Origin of the sequence: Pseudoneobacillus rhizosphaerae, from assembly GCF_917563885.1 — a bacterium.
GTDB lineage: Bacteria > Bacillota > Bacilli > Bacillales > Cytobacillaceae > Pseudoneobacillus > Pseudoneobacillus rhizosphaerae.
Genome location: NZ_CAKJTG010000004.1, coordinates 29,550 through 43,135, shown reverse-complemented (window position 1 = coordinate 43,135; position 13,586 = coordinate 29,550). Strand labels below are relative to the sequence as shown.

5 protein-coding genes and 1 pseudogene are annotated in these 13,586 nt (G+C 38.5%); all 6 read left to right on the top strand.

What is annotated here, in order from left to right:
• Positions 1–157: 157 nt before the first annotated feature.
• The 6 genes and pseudogenes from LRP83_RS03910 (at position 158) to LRP83_RS23190 (ending at position 13,260) form a co-directional block, all read left to right on the top strand.
• Positions 158–1,048 (top strand): cation diffusion facilitator family transporter, encoded by an 891-nt coding sequence (locus LRP83_RS03910; RefSeq protein WP_230495370.1) that lies wholly within the window; start codon positions 158–160, stop codon positions 1,046–1,048.
• 62 nt (positions 1,049–1,110) lie between these two features.
• Positions 1,111–1,224 (top strand): annotated as a pseudogene (locus tag LRP83_RS23360) (DUF2935 domain-containing protein); the annotation flags it as partial.
• Between the two features lie 129 nt (positions 1,225–1,353).
• Positions 1,354–2,544, top strand: a complete 1,191-nt coding sequence (locus LRP83_RS03900) for a DUF5667 domain-containing protein (protein WP_230495369.1) — start codon at positions 1,354–1,356, stop codon at positions 2,542–2,544.
• A 442-nt stretch (positions 2,545–2,986) separates the two neighbouring features.
• Positions 2,987–7,054, top strand: coding sequence for a S8 family serine peptidase (locus LRP83_RS03895; protein ID WP_230495368.1), 4,068 nt, complete (start codon positions 2,987–2,989; stop codon positions 7,052–7,054).
• A 92-nt stretch (positions 7,055–7,146) separates the two neighbouring features.
• The gene (locus LRP83_RS03890) at positions 7,147–8,940 is read left to right on the top strand and encodes an S-layer homology domain-containing protein (RefSeq protein WP_230495367.1); all 1,794 of its coding nucleotides are present in this window, start codon (positions 7,147–7,149) and stop codon (positions 8,938–8,940) included.
• 192 nt (positions 8,941–9,132) lie between these two features.
• Complete coding sequence (locus LRP83_RS23190; protein WP_290369488.1) at positions 9,133–13,260, top strand: S8 family serine peptidase; 4,128 nt, start codon at positions 9,133–9,135, stop codon at positions 13,258–13,260.
• Positions 13,261–13,586 lie beyond the last annotated feature (326 nt).

Below are 13,586 nucleotides of genomic sequence, written 5' to 3'. Positions count from 1 at the left end.
TTAAAGAGAATTTTCCTATAAGCAACTTTTTTGAATATGAATTAAACTTTTTATTAATACTTAAAAGAATGGAAATCAACAAATTTGTTGCTCTAGACCCACCGATTCACACTCTGCTATGATACTTAAGGTTACCTAAGAGGGGGATTTACGTTAAATGGGAAACAGAGAATCATTAGCAAAAAAGGTTGCGTGGATAAGTGTAATCAGTAACATTCTTTTGACTATTGGAAAATTAACGGTAGGTTATTTCGGAAAAAGTGACGCAGTGTTTGCTGATGGAATCCACTCCGCTGCTGATGTATTTGCCTCTGTTATCGTTCTTTTAGTGATTAAATTAGCTAATAAGCCAGCTGACCAAGAACATCCATATGGTCATGGGAAGGCAGAAGTCATTGTTTCCGGAATTGTAGGGATTCTATTATTTACGGTTTCAATTTACATCGTCTATGAAGCAATAGTAGGGTTTATTCATCCCATTTCCACACCAAATATAATGGCCATGTGGGTTGCGATTATTTCATATGGGACAAAAGAGGTTCTTTATCGTTATTCATTGAAAATTGGTAAACAGTATAGTAGTAAGGCTATTGAGGCGATAGCCCTTGATCATAAAGCCGATATCGTTGCTTCAGTAGCAGCAGCAGTAGGTGTGATGTTATCGATTATTGGTGATAAATTTAATCTACCGTTTTTACTTTATGGCGATAAGGTTGCAAGTATCGTGGTAGCCTATTTAATATTCAAAATTGCTAAAGAGATGCTGAAAGAATCGTTTGACATTTTATTAGAGCGTAATATTGAATCGGACATCATAGATGAGTATTTATCGTTAATTTCTTCTTTTTCGGATGTGAAAAGGATTGATCGAATTAGAGCAAGAGAACATGGACACTATGTTATCGTAGATTTAAGGGTTTCTATCAATCACGATAAAACGATAAAGGAAGGACATGACCTTTCTAGAGAAATCAAAAAAGGCCTCATGAACAAACACGATAATATTGAAGAAGTTCTTATTCACCTAAATCCTTATTTTCCAGATTAGTTATGAAATGAATCCGCCAAATTTTGGTGGATTTTTTATTTTGCAAGCCAATAATGAGAATGAAGAAACTAGCAAAAGATTTAATTGGAGCTTGCCGTAATAAGAGTAATATTCATTTGCTGTTAGCAGACCATAGCTTTAGAGAAGCTTCCAGGTTTTTAGAGAAAGATGTTTAGTACTTTTTTCACAAAATATATAGAAATAGTAAATTTTTATTTAAATACGCCCAAAAGACACAAGGCCCCCCCGAACTACTCTAGTGAAAAAAGCGGCCGCTTAGAAACTAACTTACGAGGTGAATGGAATTGAAAAAATATATCAATCAAATAGAAATGAATAAAATCGCAAAAACTGCATTAGCAATGGTCTTAGCTGGATCATTTACCTTTTCATCTTCTGTAGCATTAGCAAATGACACGACTAGTGAGCAATCTCAGTCGGTTGAAGCTCCAACTGAAACATCCGTAAAAAACGATACAGTAACACTTACAAATGATGTAACGGTTCAAGCGAAGGATGAAACCAAAGTAGAAGCACCAAAGCTCGTTCCTGGAGACTTTTTCTATTTTGCTAAGTTAACCCTTGAAAAAATTAGACTGATGTTAACAATTGATGATGTGAAAGAAGCGGCACTATTAGCAACTTTTGCATCTGATCGATTAGCTGAAGCGGAAAGTTTATTTAAAGAAGGTAAAGAAGATCTTGCAGTTGAAACGATTAAGAAAGCACTTGAAGGTATGAAAGTAGCAGATAGTGTAGTAGAAGAAGAAAAAGAAAAAGAAAAAGATACAACAACAGTTGAAGGAGAAAAAGTTACAACGGAAGATCAAACGAAAACTGACGGTCAGGTGGTAACAGAACCTACAGCAGACAAAACAACTGACACTGTTGCTGTTTTGGAAGATGAACCTACAAGTGATGAAAAAGCTGTTGAAGAAGTCAAAGTAATCTTATCACAAAATATTATCGCATTAACTGCGGCAATGGAAAAGGTTAAGAATCCTGTGGCTAAGGCAGCACTGCAAAGAAATATTGAAAAAAGCTATGCAAAATTAGAGAAAAAATTAGCTAAAATTGAAGCGCGTTTAGCAAAGGACACTGAAGAAACGGAAGTTGAAGAAGATACGGCCGTAGTTATTACTGACCAAGAGAAGACAACTAATACAGAAGTAGAAGTAGAAGTAGAGAAAGATAATACAGTGACTGAAACTACTGAAGTAACAGTAACTGATGAAGAAACTGAAGAAGCAACTGCAGTTATTCCAGTCGTTAAAAAAGCTAAATCTGAAGAAAAGAAAGCTAAAGCAGTAGTAAAGCAAGAAGAAAAAGGTAAAAAGCAAGAAGAGAAAAGTAAAAAGCAAGATGCAAAAAGTAAAATGCAAGAAGCAAAAAAAGTAGCAAAAGAGAAGCAACAAAAAGAAAATAAAGAAACAAAAGGTAACGCACATAAAGAGAATAAAGGTAAATCTCAAGAGAAAAAGAATGATAACAAATAAGTAGTATTATTTTATTATTGAACCCAAAAAAGCGGTCCTGAGCTAATGATTGAGCTCAGGACCGCTTTTTTAATACATAAACTGAGTAGTGTACCACTGCCTCAAAGCGATAAACCGACTATTTTAATATAGTTAACGCATTTTTTTCCAAATTAATGAAATTATTCAAGAAAAACATTTCGACGGCATTCGGGAAATTGCTGATTTTACTATATTCATATATTTAAACTAGTTTACTTATGAAGGATTTATTATTCTGTTTTTTTATTGAACTACCGGTGGTAAACTGACTAGTCAGTCGTGTGTGAATTTGTTCTAAATTACTCAAAAAGCAATTCTACTATAATATTGACAGTTTTATCCATTTTAAAGAAAATGAAAAAGCAATACTTAAAGATGGTAAGGAGATTGGGAAAATTTTAAGAGGAGGCGGGAAAATAGGTTGAAAAAGAGAAAAAGACTGAGACTAGTCATTGTTGGTGCTATTTCACTAATGATGGCAACACCTTTTAATGTAATGGCAATAGGTCCACAACTGCAGCAAGCACAATCGGACTTGATCCAAAATATTCATTCAAAAGTGCTTGATCAAGTAAAAGCAGTTGGTAAACAGGAAACGGTGTTCATTGAAGAAAGCCTAGACACAAAAACGACTAGTTTACTAAGTGTGATTGTTGAATTGAAAGAAAGCACAGAGCAAGGTATTGGATCCGAAACAATTAAAGCGCAACAGAATTCTTTTATACAAACCTTGAATAACCGGGGCTTGGATATTACGGTTGGGAGAACTTTTCAAAAAGTGTTTAATGGAATGGCGATGACGATTCCAGGAAACAAAATTGCTGAAGTGGCAGCTAATCCGAATGTCAAAGCGATCTATGAAGATGGCGTGGTTATGGCTACCCCATTGTATTCACAGGATGCTTCTGACGGTGCTCCGTACATAGGCGCTCATGACATGAATGCTGCTGGCTTCAGTGGTCAAGGTATGAAAGTAGGGGTAATTGATACCGGAATTGATTATCTTCACCCGGATTTGAAGGATGCTTTCAAAGGGGGATATGATTTCGTCGATAATGATGAGGATCCTTACGAAACAAAACCAAGTCGTTGGACGCAAGAGACCACTCATGGAACCCATGTTTCAGGGACAATTGTCGGGAAAAATATTTCTGGTCATGGAGTAAGAGGTGTAGCACCTGAAGCTGACTTGTATGTGTATCGTGTGTTAGGCTCTGGTGGATCAGGCTCAGATTCCAATGTCATTGCGGGAATTGAAAAGTCAGTCGAAGACAATATGGATGTTATTAATCTATCGCTTGGAAGTGGAGTACAGCATGATCCGTTCTCTCCAACGGCAATTGCAGTGAATAATGCCATACTAGCAGGTGTGACCGTGGTTCTTTCAAACGGTAACGAAGGAGCAAGAGGACGATATTCGGTTGGATCTCCAGCATCGTCGGATATGGCTATTTCAGTAGGAGCTTCTACTTTACCGAGTACTCGATATACGGGAGATGTAACTATTTCATATCCAAATCCGTCAACAACTGTAGAGACTCAGCAAACTAAAATAAACACCAAATTTCCAGTTAAAGTAATGGCTTGGGATGAGAAGGATGGTCCAGAAGGCTATGCGAAAAATTTACAGGGTGTTCCTTTAGTTTATGTTGGTGAAGGGGCAAGTACCGATTATAAATCGCATGTGAAAGGAAAGGCAGTTTTAATTACTCGCGGCGATGTCACCTTTGACGAAAAAATCAGAAGTGCTAAAAATGCAGGTGCGGTTGCAGCCTTTATTTTTGACAAAGATTCGATTAGCAAAGGGCCAATCACCTACTTCTTAGGCGCGGGAGACTACGTTGCTACCTATAGTCTTTCAGAAGAAGCCGGTGTTGAACTATTAAATGCTGTAAAAGCCCATCCAGAGGAAGAATTTACGTTAGACTTTGGGGCGTTCCAATCGGTGTCCATTCAAGGAGACGAAGTGGCTCCATTTAGTTCAAGAGGCCCAACCGTTAATTCGAACATTAAGCCAGATGTGGTTGCGCCAGGTGTCAATATTCGTTCTTCGGTTGCAGCTTATGGTGGTAATTATACAGATGCTTATCAAGCAATGAATGGAACAAGTATGGCCGCGCCAAATGTAACAGGATTAGCTGTTTTATTAAAGCAAGCCCATCCAGAGTATTCTCCGTTTGATGTTAAAGCGGCATTAATGAATACGGCGAAAGTGTTAGAAACACCAAAGTATACGATGTTTGACCAGGGAGCAGGACGTGTACAAGGGCTAAATGCTTTGACGACTGATGCGCTTGTGATGGTCAAAGAACAATCAAAATCAGATAACAATCATGATCAAAGGTTGGAGTTAGCTGATCATTACACAGGTAGCGTTCTGTTTGGAAAAATCGCCCCTAGTGAGACGGATGCTATCACTCAAAAGAAAACGGTTCTGTTGAAGGATGTTGCTGGGAAAGCACAAGATTATACGGTTCGTTATCAATTTACTGGTCCTGAGAACACCAATAATGTAACGGTAACAACTCCAGAAAGTGTTCATGTTGATGCAAAGGGAGAAACAAACTTTGATGTTTCCATAAATGTACCAGCAGGCACTCCATCTGGAGAATACCAAGGCTACATCTATTTATCGAATGTAGTATCAGGTGCTGAATTACACTTACCATTCGTTAGCTTTATTGGTGATACAGAAATGGGAGAAGGATTCACGCATATTGAAGTGAAAGACCCAGGATTTTCACCAGATGGTGATGGTGTACGTGACACTATACCAATCAAATTTGGTTTATACAACAAAACGGAAGTAGTATTCGGTGAACTATTTGATAAGAATGGTGGTTACCTTGGAGTGGCTTTTGAGTATGTCGCTCAAACTGACCATCCAGTTTTAAAGGCTGGGGAACACACGATTGAATGGGATGGAACATACTTTTACGGGAATGAAATCATGCAAGCACCTGATGGTGTTTATACGATTGCACTAATTGGTTTTTCAAAAATCCCACAATCAGAAACTGATATGCCGTTTATAAAATGGATAGAATCTGATTTATATTTACAGACGCAAATGCCAAAAGTCGAAGTGAAGAACTCTGACTTTATAGGAGAAAAGGAGACGTATCATCTTTCAGGCAAAGTTAAAGATGAGTACTCTAGCAATGGTGAAGGTGAAAAGGTAAAGGTTTTCTATACTCTTAGAAATTTACGTGCGAATGGCATGGAAGCAGTGGATAGTGGCTTTTTCTTCGCCAATTCTGATGGTACGTTTGGGCATGATATTAAAGTATTCCCTGGATATAATATTATCTATGTTTTTGCATCAACACCGGCATTTGATTTTGGTGGTGGAATGGGACCTAACAATGGCTCTTACATGCATCTTCGTGTCGGAGAGCCAACTCAATATTTTGTGAATCCTGATCGTGATATTAAGTTAGGTGAAGAATTTGAGGTAACGATTGATGCTCGTTATGTTAAGAATTTTATTGGTGGGGATTTAGGTTTTATGGTTGATGAATCATCGATGAAGTTTTTAGGGGCAGAAGCAACAGCAGAAGTAAAGGCCTATGGCGATGTATCGATTGTTGTTAAGGATCTTGGTGAATCTGAACCACCTGTAACATTCCCAATTATCGGTCCGGGGCCAGGGCCAGGACCAGGGCCAGGGCCAGGGCCAGGTGACGATTTTCCGCCAGTCGTCATGCACGGTTATAAAGTTGGGTTAGCTCTTAAAGGCAAAACGAATGGAATCAATGGAAACATACGATATTTGAAGCTTAAATTCAAAGCCACTTCTAATATTGAAAAAGTAAATCAAACCTATCCAATTGTGGTAACAGAGAGTTCAATTGTTAATCTTGACCAAAATGGTAAGGAAGAACTGACTGGTACATTTGCTGTTGACGGTACTATTATTCTTAATGCGCCAAATCAAAAGATTAGTGGTCATGTAAATAATCTTTCTCCAGAAGCGTTTGAAAGTGGTGCTGATTTCTCTAAAAAAGGAATAAAAGTATATGCTTCTTGGGGTGGTTATTTGGACCGTAACAATGAATACCACAATGGAATCACGGTTGAGGGAGTAGTTAATCCAGATGGTACCTTTGTTATTGACGATCTACCAGCTGACCAAACCTTCACCGTTCGATTATTTGTACCAGGACATTTACCTGCCGTCATGGATTATCTTCAGCTTATAAGCAATGAAGATGGAATCTATGTTCCTGGAGACGTCGAAGTACAATGGTCCAATATCATGTTAGCAGGGAACGTAAATCAAGATAATTATATTAATATCCTAGACTTAGCCATTGTATCTAGAAACTTTGGAACAACAAATGCTACTGCGGAGCTTGGGGATATTAACCTAGATGGGGCAATTGATATCCTTGATTTAAGCTACGTTACAGCAAATTATGATAAGTACAATGAAAATAGTTTGATGTCAGATATTTCGATCCCGATTCCACAACGACCAATAAATTAGCACCTACCTGGTGTTTTTGAAAGATTAATAGCGGAGGGAGGAGTTGGTTCATCACCCCCCCCTCTGCTATTAAAAAAGTATAGGAGGTAATTATGAGGATACATAAGTGTTTGAAGGTGTTGTTTACCGTTGTTTTAATTCTTGCGTTTATCCCCTTTTCAACGAAAGCGGCTGAAACTCCGTCTGTAAATGTTGTTGCTAGTAAAGCAAACCCTGGAGTGGGAGAGGATGTCACTTTTTCTATTAATCTAAAAAACTTCATTGCCCCATCTAACAATCTTTCTTCCTTTGAAGTGAAGTTAAACTATGATTCTGCGTATTGGGATGCTGGATCGGAAAAATCAGAATTTGGTGATTTTCTAAAATCGCTGCAACCGAGTCAGTATGAAATGCCTGTTAATTCTATAAGTAATGGGACGGTGCATTTTGCATTAAGTATGTTTAAAAATGATCAGGCTTCCTATTTCTCAGGTGATGGCACCTTGTTCACCTTTAAATTAAAGCCGAAGAAAAACGGCTTAACCAATGTAAACATTACAAAGTCATTATTTGTTCAAATAACGAAGCCTGGTGTGAATGTCGCACATGGCAAGGGTAATTCAGATGTGAATATCGGCGGAGAAACTGCCCCACCCCCTCCACCTGTCATTCCTCCCTTTGATCCCGGTACAGGTGGAAATCCAAATCCGGAGGTCATACCCGTAATGCCAGCAGAAGTTGACCGTACAGAATCGACTTTGGATAGTGGGCAAGTGAAAGAAACAATTAGTTTTACGGGTGACAAAGCAAAACAAACGATTGAGAAAGCGAAGAAAAGTAAATCGGTTGCGGTTGAAATAAAGGTAAATGATGCCACACAAGAAGCAGATTTTATTAGGTTTACCACTTCTTCCGATACGATTTCTCAGCTTGTCGCTAATAATCTTTACTTAATTTTTACAAGTGAAAAAGGGCAAATGGAACTGTCTGTTGAGACGTTAAAGACAATAAAAGGGGATGTAAGCATTGACCTATTCTTGCTTACAGATCCAAATAAAGTGGATAGGACAAATCAATTAATCTCTGAAAATGTAAAAAATGGGCACAGGGTCGGGCAACTGACTGAAATTGCTACGAATTACTCAGGTAAGACAAAAATTAGTCTTCCACTAGATACATCTAAATTACCAAAAGGGGAAGAAGCTCTCTCTGAATATTTAAAGTCTTTAGGTGTGTTCGTTCAGCATAGTGATGGCTCCCTAGCGTATGTAAAAGGGGAGATTCAGTTTAATAAGGACGGTAAACCACTAGCTATTTCAATCATGGTAGATAAGTTTAGTACCTTTACCATTGTTTCGGACCTTTATGTGAAACAAATATATGTGGACGATAAGGAGATTTCTTCTTATGCCTATGACGCGGTTTACAAGGCTCAACAATTAGGAATTATGGGTGGGGTAAATGGTAAGTTTAGCCCAATCCAGCAGGTAACAAGAGCTCAATTCACAAAAATAATTGTCGAGATGCTGGGTGAGAAGCCTGTAGCAACAAATTCAAAATCCTTTAAAGATGTTCCAAGCACTTATTGGGCATACGGCTATATTATGAAGGCGGTTGATCTCGGAATTATTAAGGGTGCCACACCGGATACCTTTAAACCTGGAGCAACCATCACCCGGGAGCAAGTGGCATTGATGTTAGGCAGGGCTTACAAATTAAAGGCAAGCAGCACACCAGTTAAGTTTAATGATCAAGAGAAAATAACGAAGGAGGCTTTACCGTATGTTCAAGCTCTCCAAGAAAAAGGGATCATGAATGGGAACAAAGGTAGCTTCAATCCAAAGCAAAACGTAACAAGAGAAATGGCAGCTGTTATTGCGGTAAGGATACTAGAAATAATAAAATAACCTTTTTGAGCCTCATTTTCAGCCAGAATCCTTCAATGGATAAACCCAAAATGACGAGGTACTTCCATGTACCTTGTCTTTTTTTGGACATAAAAGTTAGAATATTCAAATTTCATAACTGAAGGGAGGTGAAAAGGACCGAGCTTAGTGAGTTTAGCTTAGCAGAGAAAAAAGATTAAGGGGGAAACAGAGTTGGCACAGAAGAGATATAGGAAATGGTTACATTTACTTTTAACATTTGTTCTCGTATTTTCATTCCTGCCGGTAACATTTGCACAGGATGATAGTTCAACTAGTACAAAACAAATGGACCCTGGATATTTGAAAAGTCTAAAGGAACGTTATATGAAAAATCGTTCCGCAAATGCAGGAACAAAGATCGATTCGAAGATTAATGTTCATTCAAATGAGAGAATTAAGGTCATCGTCGAATTCGAAGCAGCTCCAATCGCTGTTCAAAAAATTCTGGCTAAAGAAAATAACCAAAAGTTTAATAGCTTGCAAGCAAAATCATCCCTGAATAGTATGCTAGCCACATTTACAAAGGCAGTATCTGCAAAGGGATTGGATGCAACTGTTCAGCAAAGCTTTGATACTGTGTTTAGTGGAGTAGCTTTGGAGATGAAAGCGAGCAATCTTCCAAAACTCCAAAATGTACCTGGCGTCCGTGCCATTTATCCAAATAATAAGGTCGAAGCCATTCCGATTGAAAAAGCAACCGATTCTAAACCGTATATGGCTGAAAGTGCTCCAATGATTGGAGCCAATCAATATTGGGACCTTGGTTACGAAGGGGAAGGAATGAAAGTCGGGGTTATTGATACAGGAATAGACTATAACCATCCGGATTTAAAGGATGCCTTTAAGGGTGGATATGATTTTGTTGATAATGATGCTGATCCCTATGAAGGAAATGAAATGATTCCATCAGACCATGGTACTCATGTATCAGGAATAATAGCAGGCAGGGGTAATTCAGAAGTTGGTGGCGTTCGCGGAATCGCACCGAAATCTGACCTTCATGTGTACCGAGTACTTGGTGAAAATGGAGGCGAAGATGCATGGGTTATCGCTGGGATTGAGCAAGCAGTAAAAGATGGGATGGATGTCATAAACCTTTCGCTTGGTTCCCCTGAAAATAACCCAGATGCTCCAACTGCTCGAGCCGTTAACAATGCCATGCTAGCAGGGGTTGTCACAGTGGTTGCAAATGGAAATTACGGTTCTGCAGGGTATGGAACAGTCACATCGCCAGCTACTGCAGCACTAGCTATATCCGTCGGCGCTTCCTATCCACCAATTTACTCATACTCACATCGAGGAGTTGCTTCTGCGACTGGTGAAAAGGAATATAGACTGAATTGGATGTTAGACTGGAGACCGGATGAAAGAGATATCGACTTCATAAATACCGCCTATGAATTAGTCTACGTAGGATTTGGTAGACCAGAAGACTTTAAAGGGAAAGATATTACAGGGAAAATAGTCTTAGTAAAACAAGGTGGAATTGGTTATACAGAATTAAATAACTATGCAGAGAAACTCGGTGCTAAAGCGGTCATCTTTTTCAATGAAGATACGTATAACGAGCATATCAATTTTCCGTTTCCGAGATCGGGGAATCTACCGATGTTCGATATGCGTGGAGATGACGGGCGTGAATTAGTAAGGGCGATAGCATCAGGTGATGGCCATACCTTTACATTTACTGGAATGGCAAAAGAGACGTATCCTGGTGATGATATTGTTGACTTTAGTTCAAAGGGACCGGTAGTTCAAAGCTTTGATATCAAACCAGATATCGTTGCACCAGGGGCCAATATCTATTCTACCGTACCTGGGTTTGGAGGCGATTACGCAAAAGCGTATCAACGCTTATCAGGAACGAGTATGGCTGCTCCACATATCGCAGGATTATCAGCTTTAATTTTAGAAGCAAAACCATCATTCTCTGTATTTGATGTGAAAACCGTATTAATGAATACAGCGAAAAAGCTAAATCCATTATTAAGAGAAAAAAGATACAATGTTCTTGAAATGGGAGCGGGTCGTGTTCAAGCATTAGATACCCTAAATACACCAGTATTAGCACAAGTACAAGAAATGGCAAACTATACGAAAGATCCTCTTGGCAGTCAACATATCGAAACCTTTGGACATTGGACTGGTGCACTTAACTTTGGTTTATTGTTGGAAGGTGAAGTAACCAAAACCGTGACTCTTAAAAATGTAACGGATAAGGCAATCACTTATCAGCTAACAAGTGAAATGAATCAATTATACTCAGGGAGAGAAATACCTGATGATGGTGAAATCATCATTTCAAGTTTAAATAATGCGAATGACGAGGACACACCGTATAGCCCACCTACCATCACATTTAGCCAAAATGAAGTCGTAGTCCCAGCTAACGGTATAACAACGATTGATGTCACTTATCATTCTCCAAGTGTAGTCAACGAAGCTTTTGATGGCTATGTTTATTTGACACCTATTAACGAGGAAAACGCACCTGATTTACAAATTCCTTTTATCAGTTATCATTCTAATGGGTTGATTCCAGGTATAGGAAATATGGGATTCTCTCCAAAGTATCTTTCATTAAACGGAGACGGGATGAATGAACAAACGACTTTGACCTATGAATTTTTGTTTGATATGGAAGAAGCCTATCTGTTCATTGAAGATACGTTAGACTGGGAGAGCACAGGCCCAATTGGTGTGGTGAAAATGGAAAAAGATAAAGTGAAAATGGGGCAGCATTCATTTGTATGGGATGGTCATTATATGGATATAAATACAGGTGAAATGAAGCTCATTGATAGTAGTTTATATGGAATGGAGTTAGTTTCTTACGATAAATTAGGCTTGGAATACCACGATCCAAATCTAACTTCATTTATTGTCTATAATGAAGCAAGTTCTATTCTCGTCGATGGGGTACTGGAGAATAATCGAATCGAAGTGACCGAAAATAAAATTTCTGGTCAGTTATCCGGAACGGCTGCTGAGGTATTCAGGGATTGGAATTTCCTTGATCAAGATTATTGGAATTCACTGAACCTTGATTACAGAATAAAAGTGGATGAGGAAGAATATTCGAGCGGTTCTATAATCCTGAAGAATGAGTATGACACTCCTGAAAAAGTAGTGGAATTTGATCTTGAAGGTGAGCTTCCAGCCGGTGAAAGTACATTAGAATTAACGGCATGGGATAAGGCTGGAAATAAAAATGTTCAAACTTATTCCGTTTGGTATGATGCAGATACTTCTGTAAAAGGTCCAAAAGAAGTGCGATATGGGGAACCGTTGAAATTGACATTATCTGCTTTACAGGTTGAGAATTTGGTAGGCTCTGAGTTCTTTTTAGAATATCGTGCGGATGTGTTCAAATTCGATAGATTTGAAGTAACCGAGGAGTTTGCTACGTTAGGTAATTTACTCACTCCTTCCGTAACGGACGGTCCAGTTCGAATCGACGATGAGGGTAAAGAATATCAGACTTTACAGTTAGGCGCAGTTGCAAAGCAAAATCCGGGTGATGCACCTGTTGCAGGGATTTCAGGTAATGTCCCAGTTCTTCATGTGTATTTCACTCCTAGGAAGGATGTACGTTATTTAGGAGAGCACAACTTTACCATAACAAAAGCGCAAAAAATTTATCGCATGTATAGCGCGATTTTAAAAGCACCTTTAGAAGGAAGTTTTCTACCAGTAGAAGTATACACAAATCCAGTCACCATTAAAGGAAAGTTGAAGCTTCAAGCCTTTTTAGATGAGAATGGAGAAATGAGAAAAGACATCAATCTCGGTCATTTATATGATCTAGGGGGAAATGTCATTGAAATTTATGACCATGAAACGAAAAGATACATTAATCCTTATGATGGATATCGTCTGAACCGATGGGGTAGTAGAGATATAGGAATTAGTTTATTTGCTGATGGAAGATTTGAAATCTCAAACTTACATCCTGGCAAAACATATGACATAAAGATCAAATACCCAAGCCACTTTGAAACATTTGTCGGAAATATCATAACAACTGCTGATGCCATTGAAGGAAGAAAGATTGCTATGGAGGAAGTGGAGATTACACCGGGCTTACAATTCGCTGGAGACCTTGACGGAAATAATGTCATTGATATTTATGATGTTGCATTAACTTCACTTCTATTCGGATTAAAAACAGTGGATGGTCGTTGGGGTGATGACGTCAATTATAATGCTAGGTATGCGGATATTAACAAAGATGGGGAAGTTGATATTTTGGATTTGAGCTTTACGACGGCTAATTATGGGAAAGTTAATACGCCATAGGTAAATGTGGGTATTCCTGGGTTTGCTAAACTATTTGATTGATAAGAAGGATTCTTGTTCTTTTAGATAACGGATTCTCTTTTGAGGTGCAAAATCTGTAATAACAGTATAAAAAGCGTAGTAAAAAAGCATGGTGATTAGCAATTTAATCATCATGCTTTTTCATTTGCGGGCATTATCCGTGATCATTCAAGGCCATTATAATTGGAATTGCAAGTTTAAGAACAAGTGGATTCGCTCTTAATGGTGGATGAGCCAGATAAACGCCACCAATCTGAAAAATAGACGGAGAATTTCCGCTTAAATAGAAAATAGCATTGAAAATA

Excerpts from the sequence above, each read along its gene's own strand:
- LRP83_RS03910 (WP_230495370.1), top strand. The coding sequence starts at position 158 with ATGGGAAACAGAGAATCATTAGCAAAAAAGGTTGCGTGGATAAGTGTA.
- LRP83_RS03890 (WP_230495367.1), top strand. The coding sequence starts at position 7,147 with ATGAGGATACATAAGTGTTTGAAGGTGTTGTTTACCGTTGTTTTAATT.